The organism is Arthrobacter sp. Helios, from assembly GCF_023167125.1.
Taxonomy (GTDB): Bacteria; Actinomycetota; Actinomycetes; order Actinomycetales; family Micrococcaceae; genus Arthrobacter_B; species Arthrobacter_B luteolus.
In genome coordinates, this window is the sequence record NZ_CP095402.1 from 1,128,192 (window position 1) to 1,149,539 (window position 21,348).

Annotated in this window: 24 protein-coding genes and 7 tRNA genes; 10 read left to right on the plus strand and 21 right to left on the minus strand. The window is 67.0% G+C overall.

The features are described 5' to 3' along the window. Positions 1-22: 22 nt before the first annotated feature. The 11 genes from ArtHe_RS04930 to ArtHe_RS04980 form a co-directional block, all read right to left on the minus strand. The gene (locus ArtHe_RS04930; protein ID WP_248319013.1) at positions 23-1,426 is read right to left on the minus strand and encodes a V-type ATP synthase subunit B; all 1,404 of its coding nucleotides are present in this window, start codon (positions 1,424-1,426) and stop codon (positions 23-25) included. Next, entirely contained in the window at positions 1,423-3,177 is a 1,755-nt protein-coding gene (locus ArtHe_RS04935) for a V-type ATP synthase subunit A (protein ID WP_248319014.1), read from the minus strand. Before ArtHe_RS04935 ends, ArtHe_RS04930 begins: the two co-directional genes overlap by 4 nt. Further along, positions 3,165-3,689 (minus strand): hypothetical protein, encoded by a 525-nt coding sequence (locus ArtHe_RS04940; protein WP_248319015.1) that lies wholly within the window; start codon positions 3,687-3,689, stop codon positions 3,165-3,167. Before ArtHe_RS04940 ends, ArtHe_RS04935 begins: the two co-directional genes overlap by 13 nt. Next, positions 3,686-3,946: a V-type ATP synthase subunit F gene (locus tag ArtHe_RS04945; RefSeq protein ID WP_248319016.1), complete on the minus strand. Its 261-nt coding sequence runs from the start codon at positions 3,944-3,946 to the stop codon at positions 3,686-3,688. Before ArtHe_RS04945 ends, ArtHe_RS04940 begins: the two co-directional genes overlap by 4 nt. After that, the gene (locus tag ArtHe_RS04950; protein ID WP_248319017.1) at positions 3,943-4,395 is read right to left on the minus strand and encodes an ATP synthase subunit C; all 453 of its coding nucleotides are present in this window, start codon (positions 4,393-4,395) and stop codon (positions 3,943-3,945) included. The genes ArtHe_RS04945 and ArtHe_RS04950 overlap by 4 nt, the downstream gene beginning before the upstream one ends. Next, positions 4,392-5,708 (minus strand): V-type ATPase 116kDa subunit family protein, encoded by a 1,317-nt coding sequence (locus ArtHe_RS04955; protein ID WP_248319018.1) that lies wholly within the window; start codon positions 5,706-5,708, stop codon positions 4,392-4,394. Before ArtHe_RS04955 ends, ArtHe_RS04950 begins: the two co-directional genes overlap by 4 nt. Continuing rightward, positions 5,695-6,681: a hypothetical protein gene (locus tag ArtHe_RS04960; protein WP_248319019.1), complete on the minus strand. Its 987-nt coding sequence runs from the start codon at positions 6,679-6,681 to the stop codon at positions 5,695-5,697. The genes ArtHe_RS04955 and ArtHe_RS04960 overlap by 14 nt, the downstream gene beginning before the upstream one ends. Continuing rightward, on the minus strand, positions 6,678-7,118 hold the full coding sequence (locus ArtHe_RS04965) for a hypothetical protein (RefSeq protein ID WP_248319020.1): 441 nt from the start codon (positions 7,116-7,118) through the stop codon (positions 6,678-6,680). Before ArtHe_RS04965 ends, ArtHe_RS04960 begins: the two co-directional genes overlap by 4 nt. Positions 7,119-7,184: 66 nt before the next feature. Continuing rightward, entirely contained in the window at positions 7,185-7,508 is a 324-nt protein-coding gene (locus ArtHe_RS04970) for a hypothetical protein (RefSeq protein ID WP_248319021.1), read from the minus strand. A gap of 159 nt (positions 7,509-7,667) precedes the next feature. After that, positions 7,668-8,165, minus strand: coding sequence for a peptide-methionine (R)-S-oxide reductase MsrB (msrB, locus tag ArtHe_RS04975; protein ID WP_248319673.1), 498 nt, complete (start codon positions 8,163-8,165; stop codon positions 7,668-7,670). A gap of 78 nt (positions 8,166-8,243) precedes the next feature. Continuing rightward, positions 8,244-8,735 carry a hypothetical protein gene (locus ArtHe_RS04980; protein WP_248319022.1) on the minus strand — a complete coding sequence of 164 codons (492 nt, stop codon included), beginning with the start codon at positions 8,733-8,735 and terminating at the stop codon, positions 8,244-8,246. A gap of 50 nt (positions 8,736-8,785) precedes the next feature. Between ArtHe_RS04980 and ArtHe_RS04985 the strand changes: the two genes are divergently transcribed. The 5 genes from ArtHe_RS04985 to ArtHe_RS05005 all read left to right on the plus strand — a co-directional run bounded on the left by ArtHe_RS04985 (position 8,786) and on the right by ArtHe_RS05005 (position 14,617). Continuing rightward, positions 8,786-10,084, plus strand: coding sequence for an alpha/beta fold hydrolase (locus tag ArtHe_RS04985; protein WP_248319023.1), 1,299 nt, complete (start codon positions 8,786-8,788; stop codon positions 10,082-10,084). Positions 10,085-10,231: 147 nt separating this feature from the next. Then, on the plus strand, positions 10,232-10,615 hold the full coding sequence (locus tag ArtHe_RS04990; protein ID WP_066303623.1) for a DUF1304 domain-containing protein: 384 nt from the start codon (positions 10,232-10,234) through the stop codon (positions 10,613-10,615). 165 nt (positions 10,616-10,780) lie between these two features. Then, the gene (locus ArtHe_RS04995; protein ID WP_248319024.1) at positions 10,781-11,467 is read left to right on the plus strand and encodes a hypothetical protein; all 687 of its coding nucleotides are present in this window, start codon (positions 10,781-10,783) and stop codon (positions 11,465-11,467) included. 577 nt (positions 11,468-12,044) lie between these two features. After that, positions 12,045-13,793 (plus strand): HNH endonuclease signature motif containing protein, encoded by a 1,749-nt coding sequence (locus ArtHe_RS05000; protein ID WP_248319025.1) that lies wholly within the window; start codon positions 12,045-12,047, stop codon positions 13,791-13,793. A gap of 335 nt (positions 13,794-14,128) precedes the next feature. Continuing rightward, on the plus strand, positions 14,129-14,617 hold the full coding sequence (locus ArtHe_RS05005; RefSeq protein ID WP_248319026.1) for an FBP domain-containing protein: 489 nt from the start codon (positions 14,129-14,131) through the stop codon (positions 14,615-14,617). A gap of 21 nt (positions 14,618-14,638) precedes the next feature. Here the strand turns inward: ArtHe_RS05005 and ybaK are convergent, their stop codons facing one another. The 3 genes from ybaK to ArtHe_RS05020 are packed head-to-tail and all read right to left on the minus strand — an operon-like array spanning position 14,639 to position 16,555. Beyond that, complete coding sequence (ybaK, locus tag ArtHe_RS05010) at positions 14,639-15,142, minus strand: Cys-tRNA(Pro) deacylase (RefSeq protein WP_248319027.1); 504 nt, start codon at positions 15,140-15,142, stop codon at positions 14,639-14,641. Positions 15,143-15,144: 2 nt separating this feature from the next. Next, positions 15,145-15,618: a SufE family protein gene (locus ArtHe_RS05015; protein WP_248319028.1), complete on the minus strand. Its 474-nt coding sequence runs from the start codon at positions 15,616-15,618 to the stop codon at positions 15,145-15,147. 37 nt (positions 15,619-15,655) lie between these two features. Continuing rightward, positions 15,656-16,555, minus strand: coding sequence for a sulfurtransferase (locus ArtHe_RS05020; protein ID WP_248319029.1), 900 nt, complete (start codon positions 16,553-16,555; stop codon positions 15,656-15,658). A 142-nt stretch (positions 16,556-16,697) separates the two neighbouring features. Here ArtHe_RS05020 and zapE point away from each other — a divergent pair, with 142 nt between their 5' ends. Next, positions 16,698-17,753 carry a cell division protein ZapE gene (zapE, locus tag ArtHe_RS05025; protein WP_248319030.1) on the plus strand — a complete coding sequence of 352 codons (1,056 nt, stop codon included), beginning with the start codon at positions 16,698-16,700 and terminating at the stop codon, positions 17,751-17,753. Between the two features lie 84 nt (positions 17,754-17,837). On the opposite strand, the gene ArtHe_RS05030 is transcribed toward zapE, so the two are convergent. The 7 genes from ArtHe_RS05030 to ArtHe_RS05060 form a co-directional block, all read right to left on the minus strand. Then, positions 17,838-18,095 (minus strand): antitoxin, encoded by a 258-nt coding sequence (locus ArtHe_RS05030; protein WP_248319031.1) that lies wholly within the window; start codon positions 18,093-18,095, stop codon positions 17,838-17,840. A gap of 185 nt (positions 18,096-18,280) precedes the next feature. Further along, positions 18,281-18,354 (minus strand) — tRNA-Gly (locus tag ArtHe_RS05035). Positions 18,355-18,399: 45 nt separating this feature from the next. Next, positions 18,400-18,471, minus strand: a tRNA-Val gene (locus ArtHe_RS05040). A 48-nt stretch (positions 18,472-18,519) separates the two neighbouring features. Then, positions 18,520-18,593: transfer RNA gene (locus ArtHe_RS05045), tRNA-Gly, on the minus strand. A 62-nt stretch (positions 18,594-18,655) separates the two neighbouring features. Further along, positions 18,656-18,727: transfer RNA gene (locus ArtHe_RS05050), tRNA-Val, on the minus strand. Positions 18,728-18,754: 27 nt separating this feature from the next. Beyond that, positions 18,755-18,828: transfer RNA gene (locus ArtHe_RS05055), tRNA-Cys, on the minus strand. A 38-nt stretch (positions 18,829-18,866) separates the two neighbouring features. Next, positions 18,867-18,940: transfer RNA gene (locus tag ArtHe_RS05060), tRNA-Gly, on the minus strand. 176 nt (positions 18,941-19,116) lie between these two features. On the opposite strand from ArtHe_RS05060, the gene ArtHe_RS05065 reads away from it, so the two are divergent. From ArtHe_RS05065 to def, 4 genes are all read left to right on the plus strand, one after another. Next, a tRNA-Val gene (locus ArtHe_RS05065) sits at positions 19,117-19,188 on the plus strand. Between the two features lie 154 nt (positions 19,189-19,342). After that, a complete protein-coding gene (locus ArtHe_RS05070; RefSeq protein ID WP_248319032.1) occupies positions 19,343-19,702 on the plus strand; it encodes a PepSY domain-containing protein in 360 nt (119 codons plus the stop codon). Positions 19,703-19,785: 83 nt separating this feature from the next. Then, entirely contained in the window at positions 19,786-20,676 is an 891-nt protein-coding gene (locus tag ArtHe_RS05075; RefSeq protein ID WP_248319033.1) for a PD-(D/E)XK nuclease family protein, read from the plus strand. A gap of 88 nt (positions 20,677-20,764) precedes the next feature. Further along, positions 20,765-21,340 carry a peptide deformylase gene (def, locus tag ArtHe_RS05080; protein ID WP_248319034.1) on the plus strand — a complete coding sequence of 192 codons (576 nt, stop codon included), beginning with the start codon at positions 20,765-20,767 and terminating at the stop codon, positions 21,338-21,340. Positions 21,341-21,348 lie beyond the last annotated feature (8 nt).

The following is a 21,348-nucleotide window of genomic DNA, read 5'->3' on the forward strand; positions in this document are numbered from 1 at the left end:
CGCCGGCCTCACAGCGTCGCCCTCACAGTCCGGTCCCGCCCTCGGGCGCGGGGAGATACCGGTCCAGGAACTCGGGAGAGAGCATGCTCAGCTCGCGGCGGGGAAGGACACCGAGGGCCTCCCAGGCCAGGTCCAGGGTTTCTTCCAGGGACCGGTACTCCTCCCGGCCCTGGTTGAGGAGTTTGCCCTCCACCACGGACCGGAACTCGATGTAGGCCCGGTCCGCCTCGCCCAGGGCTGCCTGTCCCACCAGCTCCGCGAGCTCAGCGGCCTGCCGTGCCCGGGCCATGGCAGCCAGGACCTGGGCGGCAACATCCAGGTGGTCCTCCCGGGTGCGGCCCTTCCCGGCGCCGGAACGCATCAGCCGGGACAGGGAGGAAAGCACATCCACAGGCGGGTAGATGCCCCGGGCATCAACGTCCGGGGAGAGCACTACCTGCCCCTCGGTGATGTAACCGGTCAGGTCCGGCACGGGATGCGTCATATCCCCGGAGGGCATCGTCAGCACCGGGACCACCGTGACTGAACCGTCCCGGCCCTGGACCCGGCCACAGCGTTCATAGAGGGTGGCCAAGTCGCTGTAGAGATAGCCGGGATAGCCCCGCCGGGCCGGGATCTCCTTGCGGGCGGCGGAGACTTCGCGCACCGCCTCTGCGTAGCTGGTCATGTCGCTCATCACCACCAGGACGTCGCTGCCTCCCTCATAGGCCAGGTTCTCGGCGATGCTCAGGGCGATCCGGGGAGTGAGGATGCGTTCGATCACCGGATCATCGGCGGCGTTGAGCAGCAGCACCAGCTCACCCGCAGCGGAACGTTCCTCCAGCCGGTCCCGGACATAAGCGATGTCCGCGTGCGTCATGCCCATGGCGGCGAAAACCACGCGGAAGTTCCGCCCCTTGGTCGTGGCCTGGGCGGCGATCTGGGTGGCCAGGGTCAGATGCGGCAGCCCGGCGACGGAGAAGATCGGCAGTTTCTGTCCGCGGACCAGCGTGGTCAGGGCGTCGATGGCCGAGATCCCGGTGATCACGGCCTCCTGCGGGGGAATCCGGTACACGGGGTTCAGCGGCCACCCGCTGACCGGCTCCACCGTGTCCGCAGTAACCGGCGGACCGCCGTCGAGCGGTTCCCCGCGTCCGTTGCAGACCCGGCCCAGCCATTCCGGCCCCACCGGCAGGTGCAGCGGACGGCCCTGGAAACGCACGGAGATTCCGCCGAGCCGCATCCCCTCGGTCCCTTCCAGGACCTGCAGCACCGATTCCCCGCCGTTGACCTCCAGGACCAGGCCGTGCCGGTCGGGGCCGCCGCTGACCTCCACGGTGGCGAATTCATCCCAGCCCACGCCCGCAGTGTCACCCACCACCATCAGCGGGCCGCGGAGCTCGCGGATATCGCTGTGGGAAACCAGGTGCCTCGGGTCCAGGGTCATTGCAGCTCCTTCAGTCCGGCGAGGAAACGTGCGGCGAGTTCGGTGACGCCGCCGGCGTCGTTGGGCCCCGCTGACTCACGCAGCCGGAGCAGGGGAGAGAAGTCATAGTTCTCCAGCGTTGCGGCCGCGACGCCGGCCGCGACCAGGTCCTGGCAGGTACCGATGGTGTCCAGCACCGCCTGGAGCAGCGCAGAGCCCTTGGCGGCGGAGCAGTAGCCGTCGTTCGGGCTGAGCGCGTTCTGGACCAGCACGCCGTCGCGCAGCAGCCGCCCGCCGAGCAGGACCACCTGTTCGTGGGCCGGCAGCGAACCCGCGCCGATGATTTCGGCGAGCGCAGACAGCCGGTCCGCTTCTGCGAGCACCAGCGACGCCTCGGCCCGCCGCCCGGCCCACTCCGGGTCGCCGCTGGCGGCGTGCCAGCGGCCCAGTGCGTCGGCGTCACGGGAGAAGGATCCCCGCCAGCTGACGGCCGGATAGTGCCGGGAGTAGGCCAGATCCCGGTCCAGCTGCCAGAGCGACCGCACAAACCGCTGGGTCCCGGTGGTCACCGGCTCGCTCATGTCTCCGCCCGGCGGGGACACGGCGCCGATCACGGTGACCGACGCCGTCGCCCCTCCCAGCGTGGTGGCCAGGGATGCGCGCTCGTAGAACGCGGCCAGTTCCGAAGCCAGCGACGCCGGGTAGCCTTCCTCCGCCGGGAGATCGCCGTTGCGGTTGGCGAACTCACGCAGCGCCTCCGCCCAGCGGGAGGTGGAATCGGCGATCACCACCGCGTGATAACCCATGTCGCGGAAGAACTCGGCCACGGTGACCCCGGTGTTGATGCTCGCCTCCCGGGCCATCATCGGCATGTTGGAGGTGTTGGCGATGATCACGGTCCGCTCCAGCAGCGCTCCGCCGGTGCGTGGGTCCTCCAGATGGCCCAGACCGTCCAGCACGTCGGCCATTTCGTTGCCGCGCTCGCCGCAGCCCACGTAGACGATCACATCGGCGTCGGACCATTTGGCGATCTGCTGCAGCAGCAGGGTCTTGCCGGTGCCGAATCCGCCCGGAACGGCTGCCGCGGCGCCGCGCGGCAGCGGGTACATGAGGTCCAGGACCCGCTGCCCGGTGTGCATCGGCACCGCATCAGAGAGCCGCGCGGCGACCGGGCGCGGGCGGTGAACAGGCCAGCGCTGAGCGAGGGGAACGCCGGTCCCGCCGACTTCAGCGGCTGTCTCCAGCGCCCGGAGCGGCCCGTCAGCCAGCCAGCTGACCGTTCCGGAGACCCCCGGGGGCACCAGGACCCGGAACTGGACGCTGCCGGCCCCCGGAATCGTCCCGAGCACGTCTCCGGGGGAGAGGGCATCCCCGAGGGCCGCCTGCGGAACAAACTGCCACTGCCGGTCCAGGACCTGGCGGTCCTCCGCGGCGTCCTCCCGGTCAGCGGTCAGCCACATCGGGGCCGAGGAGAGGGGACGGAGCAGCCCGTCGAACACCTGGCCGAGCAGGCCGGGCCCCAGCAGAGCGGAGAGCTGGTGCCCGGTGCCCTCAGCGGCGTCGCCGGCTTTCAGCCCGCCGGTGTACTCATAGGCCTGCAGGGTGGCATCGGTGCCGTTGACCGCGATGGTCTCCGCAGCAATGCGGTCCGGCCCCAGCGCCACCAGCTCGAGCATGGACACGTCGGCCAGGCCGCTGACCTCCACCAGCGGCCCGCTGACGCGCCGGATCCTGGCGCCGTCCGGATTCCCGGCGCTGTTCACTGCTGCCATAGCTCCCGCACCTCCTTGGCGTGGCGTTCCAATGCGGCGCCGGCGAGCGCCGGAAGGGAGAGGTCCACGCTGCGGGAGCCCAGCGCACCGGTGATCCCGCCCGGCGGGGCCTCCTGGAGGTGCGCGCCGGGGCCCAGGAGTGCCCGGGCCTGTTCGCGCAGCGCCTCCAGGAGCAGGGGATACCGCGGATCGGACCTGAGTGCATCCGCCTCGGCGAGGACCCGGGCCCGCAGCTCTTCGCGGAGTTCTTCCTCGCGGGCGAGCACAATGCGCCCGGCACGGCGGCGGGCCCGGGCGGAGCGCAGGGCCGCCTCCGTGTGGGCGGAAGCCCGGCCCTCCGCGTCTGCCCGGGCACGGATCCGGTCCGCTTCGGTCCGCCCCCGGACACGGATCTCCTCAGCCTGCCGGAGGGCCTCCGCCAGGATTTCCTGCGCCTGGTCCCCGGAGCCGCGGTGCAGTTCCGCGCGGACCGGGAGCAGGGCAGCGGCTGCGCTGCGGGGCAGGCTGCTCATGCGGGCAGCGTGACGGTCAGCGGAACCGCCGGATCGTCCAGCCTGTCGGCCAGGGCGGCGGCGGCTTCCGGTGTCAGGATGACGACGGCGGTGTCTGCGGGGAGCAGGTCCCAGGCCTGCCGGATTTCCTCCGGGCTCCGTGCGGGAACCAGCCGCGCCCCGGCGAGTTCGTAGCCGGCCAGCGCATCCGGTGCTCCGAGTGCGGCCACGGCGGTGGGGCGGACCGTGCCGGGGCTGGCCATGGCTTGCCTGGTCATGCCTGACCAATGAGGATGATGGAAATGATCAGGCCGTAGATGGCGATGCCTTCCGCCAGCCCCACCACCACCATGGCCCGGCCGAAGATCTCCGGCCGCTCGCTCATGGCGGCCAGCGCCGCCGAGCCGGTGTAGGCCACCGCGATCGCGGCCCCGATGGAGGAACCGGCGACGGCGATGGCCGCGCCGATCAGCGCCGCGCTGCTGCTGTCGCTGCCTTCGGTGGCCATTGCGACGGCGGCTTCCGCGGAGCCGCCCGAGGCCGTGGCCGGCCCCGCGTTGAACGCTGCCGCGAGCAGCGCGAGAGCGCCGGCCATGATCAGTCCGTTCACGCCGAGCATCACTTTGATGCCGGCGCGCCGGCGGCGGCGTAGCAGGAACACCGCCCCGGCCGCCAGCAAAACGGTGAGGATCAGCGCCAGGGGGATGCCGGCAAACCAGGGATTCATGGCGTTTGCCTTTCGGAGTCAGTGGATCCGGGAGGGACGGAGTCCGGCAGTCGCGGGCTCCAGGGCTTGAACGGACGGCCTTCATCCGTGAAGACGCGGGAGAAAAGCTCGTAATACTCCAGCCGCAGGGCCTGGATCGCGGCGACCAGCCCTTCGAGCGCGAACGTGATGGCATTGCCCACGAGGAAGACCAGGACGGCCAGGACCGCCCGCCAGTCCGGGTGCCACAGCGCCGTCGTGGCCTGCCAGACGATCATCATCAGGGCTGCATGGGTGAGTCCGAAGGCCGCGAGGCGGGTAAAGGAAACGATGTTCGAAGCGAGCTGGACGACGGTATCGACCAGTTCCACGGAGGCCTGCATCGTCCCCGTCGCGCCGCCCCCGGCCTCCACGAACAGACCGGTGAAAATCAGGACCAGTGCCACCGCCGCGATGATCCCGGCAACGGCAACCAGGCCGGGTATCCCCGCAGCCAGCCCGCCGGCCAGCAGCCCGACGGCGAGGAACAGCAGCGCCCCTGCGAGTCCGGTCCGGGCGTAGAGGGCATAGGCCCAGCCGCCCTCCCTGACCCGGTTGATGGTGCCGATGGTGTAGGCCCCGGCCAGCAGCACGGCGCCGAAGACCAGGGCGGCGATCATCGGGGGAATGGGGTTCTCCACCGGTTCCAGCCAGATCACCGGGATCACGTGGGTGGGACCGAAGAACTCCCCGTAAAGGATTCCGAAGAAGACTGCCGCAAGCCCGGCGCCGAAGATGAACAGCCAGGTCTTCTGGAAGCGGCGCAGCGCCTTGATCCAGCCCCACCGGATGATCAGTCCAAACAGGACCAGCAGCAGGCCCTGCCCGGCGTCGCCGAACATCATTCCGAACATCACCACGTAGGCCAGTCCGGCGAGCCGGGCCGGGTCCAGGTCCGAGTAGGGGACGGTGGTGTAGGTATCCACCAGCAGCCGGGAGAGCCGGGGCGCTTTCCTGGCCCGGCGTTCGATTCCGGTGAGCAGGGTGGGCGGCTGGACCCCGCGGGGCGTTTTCAGGGGTACGACGCCGGCGCCCAGCGGTTTCAGTGCGTCCTGGAGTACTGGTACCCGCCGCGCGGGAGCCCAGCCGACCAGCCCGGACACCGGACCGTTTTCCACGGCAGCCTCAGCTGCCCGGTCGAGTTCCTCCGGGCCGTCTCCGGGCGGGTACGGCAGATCCAGTTCCACGGCTGCACTGCGGGCAACCTCAGCGAGGGCAGCACGCGTGCGGTCCGTCGGGGCGATGACCGCCACGCGTTCCATCCGGATGGGGGTGAGCGTCTCACGCCACGGCATCAAGGACCTCGCTTCCTCCGCCGGACGCGGCGGCTGCCAGCGCCGCCCTCACCCGCCAGCCGTCGACGGCCAGGACGGCCATGGCTCCGACGCTTATGTCCGGGCCGGGCAGGCCGGAGCGCAGCAGCACGAACGCGTCGTCTTCCACCGTGGTCCGTAACGCGGCCTCGGCCCGCCACAGGTCTGCGGGCTGTTCTACCCCGGCCAAAGCGGGTGCGGCGGAGCGGGGAAGCGCGGCGCGGAAGGAGTCCGCATCCTCAGCTGAGGACCAATCGCTGCCCAGTACCGGACGGAGCAGGGTGGCCAGCCGGTCCGTGTTTCCCGGCGGGGTGCCCGGCGAACCGGACATCGTCCGGTCAACGAGGATCCGGCGGGCGGCAATCAAGGCTGCGGCGGACGTCGTCCAGCTGCGGGTCTGCGGAGCGGCGGCGGCCAGCCGGCGAAGCCAGACGACGGACAGGGTGTCGGCCATGCTGCCGGCGTCTCCGGGATCGCCCCAGGGACTCGTTCCGAGCCGGGCGGCAAGATCCGCCGTCGAACCGGCTCCGGCCAGCCGCGGCCAGGCCGTGGCGAGCCCGCCGAGTTCGAAGTACTCCGGGAGCTGGACGGTCCTGGCCGCGGCGCGCTCCGGGCCGGAGCCGGCAGCTTCGGTTTCCTGCAGCCGGCGGGCGAGGACCAGGATGTTGGCCAGTTCGTAGGCAGCACCGGCAGCACGGACCATGCGCGCGCCGGAAACCGGCAGCCAGCCGGCCAGCACCCGCAGCTGCCACAGCGTGCTCCGGCGCGTCGCCTGCTGTGCGTTGGCGAGGTCGTCGGCGCCGGCGAGTTCGGAAGCGTAGGCAGTAGCGGCGAAGACCTCGAGGGCCTGCTCCAGGGTGGCCAGGGCCGCGGCTTCGCGGCAGGTGCCGGCGCCGGCCCGCCGTCGTGCCATGGCCCTGGCCCGGACCGTGGCCGCGACCCAGTCCGACCTCATGGCCCGCCTCCGGAACCGAGGTAATCCTCGAGCACGGAGGCGGCAATCCTGCGGGCCAGCGGCTGGAGCTTTGCCTCGGCTGCGGCACTGATCCTCCCGGCGCGCTGCTGCGCCTGTTCCAGCAGCTCAATGTCCCGGGCTGCCGCCTCGCGGGACACCTGCTCGGCGGCGTGCGCACGGACGGCACCGGAATCCAGCCGCGCCTGCGCGATGTCCGCGTCCGCCTGGCGCCGGGCCTCGGCCAGCAGCGTCCGCGCCTGCCCGGCGGCGTCCTCGAGGCGCCGGCGGGCTGCTTCGGTGTCGGGCCCGAGTGCCTCAAATACGGGCAGCAGTTCGGCTTCGGGTCCCTCGCTGTCCGTGGAGGGGACACCCGCAGGACCGGAGGGCCCCGGTGCGCCGACCGGCCGGAACCGGTCCAGAATGGATGGGCGGGCCACGGGCCAAGCACCTCCCGGTTGCTAAGGGGTCTCCCAGGGGAGAAGGGGGTCAGGCGGTGGGGGCCGTCATTCGTCCTTGGTCGCTGCCGCTTCGGATGCTTCTCCGTGCTGGACGATGTCCCCCTCGGTGAACAGGATGCCCCGGGCGATCGCCCGCCACTCCGGGGTTCTCCGGAGCAGGAACTCCAGTTCCATGGAGAAGTGCTTGAACTCCTCGCCCAGGGAGTCCTTCATGATGTCCCGGGACTCCTCGTCAGGTTCCACCGAAATCCGCTGGACGTACCAGCCGATCGCTTCGGCTTCTTCGCTGAGGCTGGCGCACATTCTGGCGAAGGTGCGCGTCTCGGCTGAGAGTTCGGCAGGGGGCTCGTGGTACTGGTCTGTTCCCATTGGGTCTCCCATGGTGGGACCGGGACCGCGCGGGCACGGCAAAGCCCGCCGCACGCTGAACCGGCAAACTTAAAGGACCGGATAATCGAGCGTACGGCGGGCTTCCCGGGGCACACAATGGCCGGTGCCGAACTACCCGGCCCGGAGAGGGAGTCGCCGCTACTGCGGGGCGCCGCCGTCGTCGGGTGAGCCGCCGTTCCGGGCACCATCCTGTGCGTCATCCTTGGGCTTCAGCCGGATGGACACCGAGTTGATGCAGAATCGCTGGTCCGTGGGGGTGTTGAAGCCTTCGCCCTCGAACAGGTGTCCCATATGCGAGTCGCAGTTTGCACAGCGCACCTCGATGCGGTCCATTCCCATGCTGCGGTCGTGCAGGTAGCGGACCGTGCCCTCGGCCAGGGGCGCGAAGAAGGACGGCCAGCCGCAGTGTGAATCGAACTTTTCGTTGCTGGTGAACAGTTCCGCTCCGCAGGCCCGGCATTCGTAGACGCCTTCGGTCTTGGTGTCCCAGTACTCGCCGGTGTAGGGCCGTTCGGTTCCGGCCTGCCGCAGCACCTGGTATTCCATCGGCGTCAGTTCACTGCGCCACTCCTCATCGGATTTCTGGACCGGGAGCTGCGCGCCGGTGCTGCTGTTGATGTTCCCGCCAGTGGTCATGCCGTCCATGGTGATCCTCTATCGACTTTCAGTGCTTATATTCGCCCCAACGCTCACAGGCCGGGAATAATGCCCGGCCTACGAGTCCCCGATAAATCCGGACCCGGAGTACAGGTGCAGCACCGGCACGCCGAGCCTGTCCTGTGCTTCGTTCGCCCAGTCCGTGCGGAACGTGTCCTCGATGGCGTGCGGAGTGGTGATGACAACGACCTGCTGGGCATCCGAGCCCTTGGCCTCCTCGACCACCGCCTCCACCGGGTTCTCCCCGGTCACCCGGCCATCGGCGTCGAACCCCAGTCCGCGCAGCAGGTCCAGGGACTCGGCGAGTTCCTGCTCGGCGGCCTTCACCTCCTGTTTGGCAGAAAGGTGCGGGCCGGCGATGTTCCGGTAGGCAGCGGCGAAGTCCAGGAGACTCAGGTTATCCAGGACGTCCACCAGCATGTTCCGGCCCGGGTCAGCGGGCACCAGCACCTCGAAACGCACCGGATTGTTCTCCGCCAGGTAGCCGAGGTTCTGCGCGTCGGCTTCGTTCAGGACTTCTTCGGTCAGCACCACGATCGTCGCGTTCATGCGGCAAGCCTAGCGCCAGCTCATGGACGGGTGAAAGAACCGCCGGTGACATGGGATTTTCCATGCTTGGCGCCAACGTCAGTCACAATGAAGGCATGCTTCTCTCTGCTTCCGAGGTGCCCCAGGAAACCGCCGCAGCCCTGACCGCTCCGTGGGTCAAATGGACGGCCTTCGGCGCCGGCGTGGGGGCGGCTGCCTCCACGGCCGTACTGGCAGCGACGTCCGGTCTCGCGGTGTATTTTGCCCGGCAGATCGTGACTCCGCGGCAGGTGCGGGACGCCAACCTGGAAATCCTCGCCGTGATCGATTCCCCGGACGGGCTGCAGATCATCCTGCCCGCCAACGAGGACACCACTGTCGAGGGCACCTACGGCCTGTATTTCGACGGCGGCGCCGGGTACGCGCGGATCGGCGCGATCCGTTCCTATGTGCCCCGCGAGGGGACCGTGCAGCGCGACGTCGAACACGTCTACTCCGGGGACCTGGCCAAGGCCGTGCGCGGCTGGTGGTCCGGCACGATCCATCCGACGCCGTCGGCCGCCGGCTTCCCGCAGGAAGACGTGGAAATCGACGTCGAAAACGGCAAGGCGCCGGCTTGGCTGGTGCGCTCACTTGACGGCTCGGACACCTGGGCGATCATGGTGCACGGCAGGGGAGCCCAGCGCACCGAAACGATCCGCGGTCTCGGGGCCGCCCGACGCGCCGGGATGACCAGCCTGCTCATCTCCTACCGCAACGACGGCGAAGCTCCGTATGCCACAGACGGCCGGTACGGCCTGGGCCTCACGGAATGGCACGACGTCGAAGCCGCCATCCGCTATGCGCTCGCCAACGGAGCACGCGACGTCGTGCTTTTTGGCTGGTCCATGGGCGGGGCCATTGCTCTTCAGACCGCGGACAAGTCCGAACTGAGCCGGCACATCCGTGCCCTGGTGCTGGATGGTCCGGTGGTGAACTGGGTGGAGGTGCTGGCCCACCATGCCCGGCTGAACCGGATTCCGGCGCAGGTGGGCAGACTCGGGCAGTGGCTGATTTCCAATGCGGCCGGCCGGACCCTGACCGGTCTTGCGGCACCCCTGGACCTCAAGAGCATGGACTGGGTGTCCCGGGCAGAGGAAATCCGGACCCCGGTGCTGATTGTGCACAGCGAACGGGACGAATTCGTGCCCGTTGGGCCGTCTGCGGACCTGGCCGAGAAGAATCCCGAGCTCGTGACCTTTGTCCGGTTCCCGCACGGCGGGCACACCCGCGAATACAACGTGGACCCCGAACACTGGGAGGACACCGTAGCCGGCTGGCTGGACACCGCCCTGGGACGGACGCGGCGGCCCGCTGAGCGCAGGGGGTAGCTGTCTGCTGGTGCAAGTGGGAGCATCGGTGGAGGGACCTTAGGGAGTTACGGGAACAGACGGTACGGGACGCACGGCGCCCGGCACTCACGGGACGCACGGCGCCCGGGGGAATCCCGCAGTATCCACGGCCCGCAGGGAGGAACCATGCTCGTTGCAGCTTCGGTTTTTGCGCTTATCGCAGCCGCCATCCATGTGTATATCTTCGTGCTGGAATCGATTCGGTGGATGGCGCCGGCGACGAGGACGCTGTTCGGGATCTCCTCCGACGAGCAGGCGGACCATACCCGTCCGCTCGCCTACAACCAGGGCTTCTATAACCTGTTTCTTGCTACCGGTACGGTTATTGGGGTCATCCTCCTGGGGCTGGGGAACGTTGTGGTCGGCGCGACCATGATTGTGTTTGCTGCGTCCTCCATGGCGCTCGCGGGGCTGGTGCTGCTTCTCAGCGATCCCCGGATGCTCCGGCCGGCCCTGATCCAGGCGGTGCCGGCTGTGCTCGCCCTGGTGTTCGTTATTGCCGGGCTCTGATAGGTGCTGCCTCTGGTTGGTGCGGCCGGGGAACAGCGGGCGGGGGCTGCCAGTAACTGCGCGCGGAGGGTGCGCCGTCGTCGTTATCCCACTGTGCTAGGTTGCCCTGACTGGGGCGGGGTGCCCCTGACGCGGTATGAGCCGGGGGAGCCGAGAGGTCAGGGCATGGGGGACACAGGAACAGCGGAACACACTCAGAGCCAGGAAATTGCGAAGGCCCTGTACGCGGACAAGTCCGCAGGTATGTGGCTGATGCGCGCGGCTGGAGCGGGCGCGGTCTACTCCCTGTTTCTCGAACTAAGCGGCAACGCCGGATTCCGTCCGCCCTGGGAAACCCTCGACCTGACGTGGTTTCCGTTGTGGCCCTACCACCAGATGCTCATGCCGGCCGGACTCATTTTTGCCGCCTACCTTATGACCGCCAGGGGTGAGAAGAAGCTCGGTATCCGCCAGCAGCGGGGTGCGCTCGCGGTATTGGTGTTCGCTGCGCTTTTCCTGCCGCTGGGCGGTGTCTTCGCTGCCACCTATGGGGTGTCCCTTCTGGCTCTGTCGGTGCGTACCCGGGAGACCCTGACCGTGGTGACCGGAATGATGGCTGTGGTTGCGTGGGTAGCCGTGTCCTTCCTGTCGTCTCCGGTTCCGGGGGACCACGAGCCGGACCTGCTCACCGACCTCGCCGGCCCCGGGGTGCTGGGGCTGATGGGTGCCGCCCTGTTCATCGCGGCCGCCAAGGTCAACCCCGGGCGGTGGCAGGACGCCGCAGTGCGGGAGCCGGTACGGGACGGGGTCGGGGTTGGTGGCTGGACGGGGCCGGGCTTGGTGACTGGGCGCCAGGCTGGGGAGGAACAGTAGCGGGTTGTGGCTCGTGGCCCGGGGCCCGTTGGATGCAGGGAGGCAGGGTGGCAGGGCGGTACCTGGTCCGGACACCTGCTAGGAAACCGGTCCTGGCACTGGGGGCGGGTCCGATCTGGAGGAGAACACTCGATCCGGGGTGGAAAGGTAAGAGTTCGGTGCTGGAAGCTGGACCGGAGACCTGCCGATCCGGGGTCCGAGGCAGGTTTGGGAGAACGCTTCGGGTCAGGGCTTGGAAGCAGGGCGGTACCTGGTCCGGACTGTATGAAACGGGTCTGGAGGGAGGGAAAAACGAGTAGGCGAGCCAGTAGGTTCGCCCTGTTATGGCTATGGCGAGACTAATAGACTCGAACACATGTTCGAATCATTTTGGCGGGATCCAATTGAGCGGGATCCAATTGAGCGGGGCCCAATTGAGCGGGGCCCAATCGAGCGGGCTCCAATTGAGTGGGAGTCCACCCTCGTGCCCGTGCGGGGTTCTCTCAGGCTCGCGTCATCGACCCGCATGAGCGGACCTATAACGGCCCCAGCTTGGTCCCCTGGTAAGCACCCGCAAACAGGAACTGTGCGTAATCCAATGCGTACTCCAAAGTGGACCGCTTCGGCGGACGGCCCGTCCGGCAAGCACAACCCACCGGAAGATTCTTCAGCCGCTGATGCAGAGGACGCCGTCGAACCTGTAGGCACCGCCGTGCTGTACGAGTGGCTCGCCGCGCTCGCAGATGCCGGGCTCCCGCAATCAGACACCGCGCTGATCGATCAGATCCGTGCTTTGGAAGAACTCAAATCTGCCTGCGCAGCGGTACAGGCACGCGCGGCGGCTGCGTTTGATGCTTCCCAGCGCAAGGCCCAGGCCCGCGCCGGGCTGCCCGCCGCCCAGCTTGGGCGCGGTGTTGGAGCGCAGATCGCGCTGGCCCGAAGGGACTCACCCCACCGTGGGGGCCGGCACCTCGGCCTAGGCAAGGCCCTTGTTCACGAGATGCCCCACACTCTCCGTGCCTTATCCGCCGGAGTCCTCAGTGAATGGCGCGCCACCCTCCTGGTCCGGGAAACCGCCTGCCTCGAGGTGGAAGACCGCCGCCGGATCGATGCCCTGATCTGCGGGAACCCGGCCGCATTGGAAGGGGTCGGAGACCGCAAACTCATAGCCAGGATCCGGTCCCTCACCCAGGCCATCGATCCCGCCTCGCAGGTGCGCCGGCACGCCAAAGCCGTCGCAGACAGATACGTGTCCTGCCGCCCGGCACCGGACACCATGTCCTATCTGACCGGGCTGCTGCCCGTCGCCCAGGGAGTAGCCGTGTTCACCGCCCTGTCCCGGACCGCTGATAGCTTGCGCTCCTCCGGGGACGAACGAGGCCGGGGCCAGATCATGGCCGACACCCTCGTCGAGCGAATCACCGGGCAGGCCACCGCATCCCAGGTTCCGGTCGAGGTCCAGCTCGTCATGACCGACCGGACCCTCTTCGGCAGGGTCCTCGAGCCTGAACCGCCAGGTCCTGGCGCAAGAGATGGCATGATCCCCGGGTATCAGGCTTTCCGGGCCCCAATACCGGGCCAGGTTTCAGCAGGCGCTCCGGACACTGCCGTTGCTTCTGCCCCGGCCCCGGCCTCGGCCCCGAACGATGCGGCAGAGAACGTTCGATTCCAAGAAGCCGCGGTCCCACGAACTGGTCACGGTCCATCTGCCGGCAGGATGAACGGCGCGACGTGCACTGCACTGCCAAAACTTCCGTGGGAGGAGCCTGCGTACTTCCCCGGCTACGGGACCGTTCCCGGGCAATGGGCCAGGGATCTCATCGCCGGCACGCTTCACGGACAGGACCCGGAACTGGACTTAGAACCACGCCAGGTTCCGCCACCGGAGCATGGCCGCGGTCAGACACGGGTGGACGCCGATGGTCCTGATTCCGGAGGTCGTGATGCCCCGGATCACCTCAGCGTGCAAGCCCGCGTGACCCTGCGCCGGCTCTATCTGGATCCCGCCACCGGTGAACTGGTTGCCATGGACTCCAAAGCCCGGTACTTCCCGCCCGGACTGGCCAGAATGATCCGTACCCGCGACCAGACCTGTCGGACACCGTGGTGTGATGCGCCGATCCGGCACATCGACCACGTCCAGCCCCACACTGCCGGCGGGCGCACCAGCTACGCCAACGGACAAGGACTCTGCGAAGCCTGCAACCACGCCAAGCAAGCACCCGGCTGGACCACGGACACCACATGCACTCCGGGCCAACGCCACACCGTCCGGACCGAAACGCCCACAGGCCACACGTACCTCTCCACCTCACCGCCCCTGCCCGGGGCGCCGCCCACCCACTAACGGCAGATCCGACCTGCACGTCTCGCGAAAGACTGACCGAAGCCGCTGCCTGCCGCCGAGCCACAGGACTTCCGGGGCCTGATACCATGACCGGCGTGATTGATTCGATTTCCGCACCCAGCTGCCCCGATGCAGCGGAGAGGCTGGTGGGCTGCACGCCCTGCAGTGCGCCCCTGTCCTAGCGACGCACACCAGCTGTCCGTTTCCACCGTCCGTGGGCACCTCTAGCCCGCCCCGAGGACGCATCACCCTGCCCGCGGCCCGGCCCGGCACACACCGGCCCGGCACGCTCTGCCCCGGCCTCGGGCGCCGAAATCGAACGAAAGCCCATCACCATGCAACCCGTAACTGAAGCTGTCATCCGCAAGTCCTTCATCAACGCCAGCCGCTCCCAGGTCGCCGCGCTCAACTTCCCGCCGGACTTCGCCGAAACCGACTGGGAGAACCTGGATCAGATCGGCTGGCAGGATCACAAAATGCCGCAGCGCTCCTACCTCGTGCTTCCGGTGGACAACAAGCCAGTGGCGATCCTGCTCCGCGCGCCTGAGCTGGTGTCGGCGAGCAAACGGGCGCTCTGCGCCCTCTGCGAGGACCTGATCAGCGAGGACGATGTTTATCTCTTCGTGGCTCCGAAGGCTGGAGCCTCCGGGAAAAACGGCAACTCGGTCGGCACGCTGATCCACAGCACGTTTTCCTGCTCCCGCAATGTCCGCGCCGAGGTGAAACCGACCGTCATCCATCCGGATCCGGAACTGGTGAAGGCCGAGCGTATCCGTGGCCTGCAGGAGCGTACGCTGCAGTTCGTGCAGAAGGTGCGCGGCTAGGGGTTTGAGCGGGCTCCGGGCCTACTTGTAGACGGTGATCGGCCCTGCCACGGCATCCGTCAGCCGGATCAGGTCGGCAGGGGACAGCACTATCTCAAACCCGCGTTTCCCGCCGGAAACGTAGATCGACTCCAGTGCCTCGGCACTGGAGTCGATCACGGCCGGAGACGGAAGCCTCTGACCGAGCGGTGAGATCCCACCCACCACGTACCCGGTCCGCTTCTCTGCTTCGGCGCGGTCGGCGATAGCTGCCTTGCGGGAACCGAGCAGCGAGGCAACCTTCTTCAGGTCCAGAGTGCCTGCCACCGGAATCATGGCGACCGCCAGCCGGCCTTCCACGGACACCATCAGGGTCTTGAACACGGCCTCCGCCGGAACACCAAGCTTCTCCGCGGCTTCCAAACCGTAGGACGCCACCGAAGCATCATGCTCGTAGCTCATCGTCCGGTAAGCGACGCCGGCGGCGTCAAGGACACGTGTTGCGGGCGTGGCGCTGCGCCCGCCCTTCTTCCCGCCGCCGGCCATGACTACGCCTGAGCTTCCGCTGCCGAAGCCTCGGCAATCTTCCGTTTGATCCGGCCGAGCATGGCCGACATCCCGCGCATCCGCAGCGGAGTGATAGCCCGGGTCAGGCCCAGCCGGTCGGGAACATCGGCCGGCACAGCCAGGATCTCCGCGGCCGGCAGGCCGTTCAGCCCTTCATGCAGCACACCGGCGAACCCCCGGGTGGTGGGAGCCTCAGGCGGCGCAGAGAAGAACAGCTCCACCGGATTCCCGGGGCCGTCGCCAACCTCCACGGTCAGGAACAGCGGCGACTGGCACTCGACAACCTGCTCCAGCATTTCCGGATGGTCAGCAAGATGCGCCGGAAGAGCCGGCAGGGAACGGGAGAACTCGAGCAGCAGTTCCAGCCGTTCGGGTTCGGTGAGTTCCTGGAAGTCTTCGACGATTTCCTGCAGCTGGGCAGGAATGGTGGACGGGGTGGACGAAGTGGTGCTCATGGAAAACGCGCTTTCAGTTGTAGCTGGCGGAGGGTGATCAGCGCGGTGCCGGACCGGGCTCGGTGCCGCGGACGATGGGCACGCGCACGGCGTTGCCCCATTCGGTCCAGGATCCGTCGTAGTTCCGCACCGTCTCGAAGCCGAGCAGGTGCCTGAGTACAAACCAAGTATGGCTCGAACGCTCACCAATCCGACAGTAGGCAACGACGTCGTCGCCCGGCTTCAGCCCAGCCTCCCCGCCGTAGAGCGCCTCGAGTTCGGTCCGGGTGCGGAAGGTGCCGTCCTCGGCTGCGGCCTTGGCCCACGGAACCGACACGGCCGTGGGAATGTGGCCGCCCTTCATGGCACCTTCGTCCATGTAGTCGGGCATGTGCGTACGTTCGCCGGTGTATTCGGCGGGGGAGCGGACGTCGATGAGCGGTCCCGTCCCCAGGTGCGCCAGGACGTCCGGCAGGTACGCGCGGATGGGGGCGTCATTGCGTTCGACGACGGGGTAGTCCACTGCCTCTACCTCCGGTTTGTCAGTGGTCACCTCGCGCCCTTCGGCAATCCACTTATCCCGGCCGCCGTCGAGCAGGCGGACATCTTCGTGGCCGAAGAGAGTGAACACCCAGAGGGCGTAGGCGGCCCACCAGTTGCTCTTGTCTCCGTAGAGCACCACCGTCGTGTCGCGGCTGATGCCTTTGTCCCCCATGAGTTTCGCGAAAGCTGCACCGTCAACGAAATCCCGGGTGTCGGCGTCGTTCAAATCGGTGTGCCAGTCGATCTTCCGGGCGCCGGGAATATGCCCCGTGTCGTAGAGCAGGATGTCCTCGTTGGATTCCAGGACCACCAGGCCCGGAGAACCGAGGTGCGCTGCGAGCCAGTCGGTGGACACGAGGCGGTCCGGATTGGCGTAGTCGGCGAACTTGGGATTCGGATCTGCGGGCAACGGCATGATGGGTCCTTACGTTTATGCGGCCGGTTTACTAACTACCCTAACGACGGCGGCGTCCCAAAGCTTCCTGCGGAGTCGGGACACCGGCCACGGTGGCGTATCGTTGCTACGGCAGCAAATGCCGTACCCCTAGCAGAATCGGATGGATGGATTGGGCGCAGCAGGACAAGTGGAGCAGCTTTCGAAGCGGACTCCCCAGGTTTCCACGGACGAACTCCTGCAGGGCTTCTTCCCCTCACCGCGCTTTGGCAGTGTCTCCTTCGACACCTACATTCCGGACCCGTCCCAGCCCTCCCAGGCACAGGCAGTTACCGCCATGCGGGCCTTCGCCGAGAGCGTTGACACCCCGGCTCCCAGCGGCTTCCGCAAGCTGTTCGGCGCCAAGAAAGCCGTAACCAAGGCAGGCTTCTACCTCGACGGCGGCTTCGGCGTCGGCAAAACGCACCTCCTCGCGTCCCTCTGGCATGCGGTGGAAGGCCCCAAGGCCTTCGGCACGTTCGTGGAATACACCAACCTGGTGGGGGCCCTCTCCTTCCGCAAAACCGTGGAGGCCCTCTCAGCGTACAAACTGGTCTGCATCGACGAATTTGAACTGGATGACCCTGGAGACACGGTCCTGATGTCCCGTCTGATGCGGGAACTGTCCGACGCCGGTGTGAAACTGGCTGCCACGTCCAACACCCTGCCGGGTTCGCTGGGAGAGGGCCGGTTCGCTGCGGTCGACTTCCAGCGGGAGATCCAGGTGCTGGCCGACCAGTTCGACGTCGTGCGGATCGATGGCGAGGATTACCGCCACCGCGGCCTGCCTGAGTCCCCGCCGCCGCTGGACGACGCCGGTATGGCTGCGCGGATTGCCTCGGAATACGACGGCAGGACTGTCGCCGAAGATGAGTTCGCGGACCTCGTGAACCACCTCGCGGACGTTCACCCCAGCCGCTACCGCCAGCTCATCGACGGTATTGACGCCGTTGCCTGGCACAACGTGCACACGATTTCGGAGCAGTCCGTCGCCCTGCGCTTTGTGGTGCTGGCCGACCGGCTCTATGACAAGGATGTTCCGATCCTTGCCAGCGGGGTGCCGTTCGACCAGCTGTTCACCAAGGAGATGATGGCCGGCGGTTACATGAAAAAGTACTACCGCGCCGTCTCCCGGCTCACCGCACTGGCCCGTGAAGGCCAGACAGGCGAAGCCTCCTAGGTTTCTGGCAGGAAACCTTCCACGAAGGAAAAGCCCCGGTACCGCTGATTTCGCGGTACCGGGGCTTTCTGCCGTGCTCTTGGTTTAGCTGGCCGGAGGTGTAGGGCCGGCTGGGGGCGGTTCGCCCGGTCCCCGTTCGCGGTCTGCCTTATCAACCGCTTCGGAGGCCTTGCGCTGGAATCCATCAACCTTATCGGCGTACTTTCCGCCGGTCTTCTGGTCGACGAAATTTCCGGCCTGGTCGATGCCGCCCTTGATCTTGTCGGCGTTCTGGCCCACAAGCTCGGTCGCCTTGTCCTTCAGCTCTCCGGCCTTGCCCTTGAGCCCGTCAAATACAGACACGGACCACCTCCTTTCGCTGGGGAAGCCAACCGCTTCCCGTTCAGGTCAATGGTAAGCCCCCTGAGTATGAGCGCCAAGGCGCACTTTCTCCGGGCTTGGCGGGAAAGAGGGGTGCACGGCTGCCCACCTGCCTTTAAAACAAAAATGGAGCAGACCGTGAGGCCTGCTCCATTTACGCTGTTCCGAGCGGACGACGGGATTCGAACCCGCGACATCCACCTTGGCAAGGTGGTGCTCTAGCCAGCTGAGCTACGTCCGCAAATAAAAGTCCGGCACTGTGTTATCCACAAGTACAGAACTTCCGTGCGCGATACTGGGATCGAACCAGTGACCTCTTCCGTGTCAGGGAAGCGCGCTACCGCTGCGCCAATCGCGCCTGATACTGGCAGGTTCCGGACCAGATCCGGGCCGTACAGTACAGGAGAGCGGACGACGGGATTCGAACCCGCGACATCCACCTTGGCAAGGTGGTGCTCTAGCCAGCTGAGCTACGTCCGCAAATGAGAGTTCCATACTCTGCAATTTCACAAACTACGTGAATTCACAAAGCCAAAACTTCGTGCGCGATACTGGGATCGAACCAGTGACCTCTTCCGTGTCAGGGAAGCGCGCTACCGCTGCGCCAATCGCGCCCATAAAATGGGTTGTGCATGTAACCGTGGAGGTGGGGACGGGATTCGAACCCGCGTATACGGCTTTGCAGGCCGCTGCCTCGCCTCTCGGCCACCCCACCGTGACCGGCTTTTGAAGACCAGCTTACAGTGACTTGCGAGCGGACGACGGGATTCGAACCCGCGACATCCACCTTGGCAAGGTGGTGCTCTAGCCAGCTGAGCTACGTCCGCATGTTGGTGTTTCCGCGGCGAACTCCCGCTTTCCAACGAAGAAAAACTCTATAGGACGTTTCGAGGTTCGTCCAATCGGGACCATTTCACGATGGGGACCTAATCCGGTTTTGATCAGGCCCGATTGTGGGCTAGCATCTTTAGACGTTGCAGCAGTTCGAAAGCAACTCCCGCAAGGGCGATTGGCGCAGTGGTAGCGCGCTTCGTTCACACCGAAGAGGTCACTGGTTCGAACCCAGTATCGCCCACAGAATGGCCCCTTGATCCACTAGGCATGGATCAAGGGGCCATTTTTTGTTTAACCGCGAAATCGATGAACCGACGCTAGCGTTTGCCCCGCCCGGATGGGCAGTGATAGGCCGGGATTGAACAGATATGGACCAAGGTCGAGGAGGTTTCGGCATGCGCCGAGTAACTCAGGCAGCAGTAATCGCAGCAGTCATCGCACTGACAGGGTGTACGAATACCGGCCAGCAGCAACAGGACGAGCAGTCGCCCCAGCCAGCGGAGACGTCCTCATCCAGCAGTTCGCCGGATGCCAGCAGCTCAGCAGCGCCGGCCCCGGGAAGCAGCGCTATCTCCCTTGATGAGGCGGGCAGGGTCGTCACCGACCAATACGGCGGCGAGGTCATCGGCGTCGAGGACGACGACTACCGCGGCACACCGGCATGGGAAGTCGAGGTCAAAAACAGTAATGAAGGCCGGATCGAGGTCAAGGTGGACAAAACGAGCGGGGAGATCCTGGACGTAGAGCGTGACTAGGCCGAAGGGTGTGCCTGCACCCCTGGGCACCCGCGCGCCGTTCTGTGGCGCGCATGGTCAGAGGCAGATGACAGACTGGGTTTATGACTGATCCAGCCCTGGCACACGCAACAGAGTTCGGGCGCATGTACTCGCGCTCCCTGACTGAACCCCCGGCGGTCCCTTCGATTACGACGGTTATTGCCCAGGGAAGCACCTCGCTGGCCGGCTGGCACGGCTATATGGCGGCCAGCGCCGTCGTTAAGCATCCGGCCCTTCCGGGTGCCGTGGGTAACGCCGGGCAGCTGCGCTCCATCGTGAAGGAGGCCTCCAGGGCCTCGGAGGTCTACCGGGACCAGGCCGCCGAGCGCGGAACGCGCGTGCACCACTACTGCGAGCAGGTGGCGCTGCGTGCCCTGGACCAGCCGCATCAGCTCACCGAGGCCCGTGCAGCCCTGGCAGAACACGGCGAACACCAGTTCGCCGACCGGTTCGACGAGTGGTGGCAGCAGTACCAGGTGCAGCCGGTCGCTGCGGAGATTACCGTCTGGAACCATGAGCTGGGCTACGCCGGAACCCTGGACCTGGTCGCCAGGATTGGCGGACGGCTCTGCCTGATCGACTACAAAACCAAGAACACCGACCGTGACGGCCAGGTAAAGCAGCTCGATGACAAGGTGGTTATGCAGCTGGTTGCCGGTATGAAGGCGGAGGAATCGCTGGTCGACGCCGGCCGCGGAGAGTGGGAGCCGTGGCAGTACGGGCAGGATCCGCTGCTGCTTGGCGTTGCTGTCGGGCAGACCGAGGTGCGCCCCATGCGCGCCAACCCTGAGGTCCTCCCGCAGCACTGGTACAAATTCTGTGCCCTGCGCCGGGTCTGGCAGACCAGCCACGACGCCCTTGCCGCAGGGCAGGCGCTGCTGCCGATCGCCCCTCCGCCGGTACAGCCTGCCGGGGCCCATGCGGCCGCAGCAGGGCAGCCCGCGTCCAACTAGACTGGTATGCGGGCAGTCCGCCCCGTTTGCACAGCGCATTACACCGCGCACGACGCAGTACATCGCAACAGTAAGGAACACATTCCAGATGGCAATCCTGACGATTCGGATCATCGGCGACCCCGTCCTGCGGACCCGTGCCGAGGAAGTGACGGAGTTCGGTCCGGAACTCGCCAAGCTTGTTGCGGACATGGAAGAGACCATGGAGGACGTCGAGGGTGCCGGTCTGGCAGCACCCCAGGTCGGAGTGAGCCTGCGCGTCTTCACCTACCGGATCGACGGCCAGGCGGGACACATCGTGAACCCGGTCCTGGAACTGAGCGAAGACCTCCAGGAGGACGAGGTGGAAGGCTGCCTCTCCATTCCCGGCATCGGCTACCCGGTTCCGCGCTACCGCTGGACCCGCGTCACCGGCCAGGACAAAAACGGCAACCCCGTCAGCATTGAAGGCGAAGGGATGCTCGCGCGCTGCTTCCAACACGAGACCGACCACCTGGACGGCGTTCTCTACATTGACCGGCTCGAAGGTGAGAACCGCAAGGCCGCTCTCCGCGCCATCCGCATGGCCGACTACGACTCGGTCGCCGAGCGCACCGCCGCCCAGCGCGCCCAGACCGTCGGCTCCAGTTTCGGAACCTTCGGTACCCCCAGCGCAGGAGTCTGACCGCCGTG

Coding starts and splice junctions, on each gene's coding strand:
- ArtHe_RS04940 (WP_248319015.1), bottom strand. CDS start 3,689: ATGAGCAGCCTGCCCCGCAGCGCAGCCGCTGCCCTGCTCCCGGTCCGC.
- ArtHe_RS04985 (WP_248319023.1), top strand. CDS start 8,786: ATGGGATTTTCCATGCTTGGCGCCAACGTCAGTCACAATGAAGGCATG.
- ArtHe_RS05005 (WP_248319026.1), top strand. CDS start 14,129: ATGCAACCCGTAACTGAAGCTGTCATCCGCAAGTCCTTCATCAACGCC.
- ArtHe_RS04950 (WP_248319017.1), bottom strand. CDS start 4,395: ATGAATCCCTGGTTTGCCGGCATCCCCCTGGCGCTGATCCTCACCGTT.
- ArtHe_RS05000 (WP_248319025.1), top strand. CDS start 12,045: ATGCGTACTCCAAAGTGGACCGCTTCGGCGGACGGCCCGTCCGGCAAG.
- ArtHe_RS05070 (WP_248319032.1), top strand. CDS start 19,343: ATGCGCCGAGTAACTCAGGCAGCAGTAATCGCAGCAGTCATCGCACTG.
- ArtHe_RS04935 (WP_248319014.1), bottom strand. CDS start 3,177: ATGGCAGCAGTGAACAGCGCCGGGAATCCGGACGGCGCCAGGATCCGG.
- ArtHe_RS04945 (WP_248319016.1), bottom strand. CDS start 3,946: ATGACCAGGCAAGCCATGGCCAGCCCCGGCACGGTCCGCCCCACCGCC.
- zapE (WP_248319030.1), top strand. CDS start 16,698: ATGGATGGATTGGGCGCAGCAGGACAAGTGGAGCAGCTTTCGAAGCGG.
- ArtHe_RS05020 (WP_248319029.1), bottom strand. CDS start 16,555: ATGCCGTTGCCCGCAGATCCGAATCCCAAGTTCGCCGACTACGCCAAT.
- def (WP_248319034.1), top strand. CDS start 20,765: ATGGCAATCCTGACGATTCGGATCATCGGCGACCCCGTCCTGCGGACC.
- ArtHe_RS04930 (WP_248319013.1), bottom strand. CDS start 1,426: ATGACCCTGGACCCGAGGCACCTGGTTTCCCACAGCGATATCCGCGAG.
- ArtHe_RS04970 (WP_248319021.1), bottom strand. CDS start 7,508: ATGGGAACAGACCAGTACCACGAGCCCCCTGCCGAACTCTCAGCCGAG.
- msrB (WP_248319673.1), bottom strand. CDS start 8,165: ATGACCACTGGCGGGAACATCAACAGCAGCACCGGCGCGCAGCTCCCG.
- ArtHe_RS05075 (WP_248319033.1), top strand. CDS start 19,786: ATGACTGATCCAGCCCTGGCACACGCAACAGAGTTCGGGCGCATGTAC.
- ArtHe_RS05015 (WP_248319028.1), bottom strand. CDS start 15,618: ATGAGCACCACTTCGTCCACCCCGTCCACCATTCCTGCCCAGCTGCAG.
- ArtHe_RS04955 (WP_248319018.1), bottom strand. CDS start 5,708: ATGCCGTGGCGTGAGACGCTCACCCCCATCCGGATGGAACGCGTGGCG.
- ArtHe_RS04960 (WP_248319019.1), bottom strand. CDS start 6,681: ATGAGGTCGGACTGGGTCGCGGCCACGGTCCGGGCCAGGGCCATGGCA.
- ybaK (WP_248319027.1), bottom strand. CDS start 15,142: ATGGCCGGCGGCGGGAAGAAGGGCGGGCGCAGCGCCACGCCCGCAACA.
- ArtHe_RS04990 (WP_066303623.1), top strand. CDS start 10,232: ATGCTCGTTGCAGCTTCGGTTTTTGCGCTTATCGCAGCCGCCATCCAT.
- ArtHe_RS04995 (WP_248319024.1), top strand. CDS start 10,781: ATGGGGGACACAGGAACAGCGGAACACACTCAGAGCCAGGAAATTGCG.
- ArtHe_RS04980 (WP_248319022.1), bottom strand. CDS start 8,735: ATGAACGCGACGATCGTGGTGCTGACCGAAGAAGTCCTGAACGAAGCC.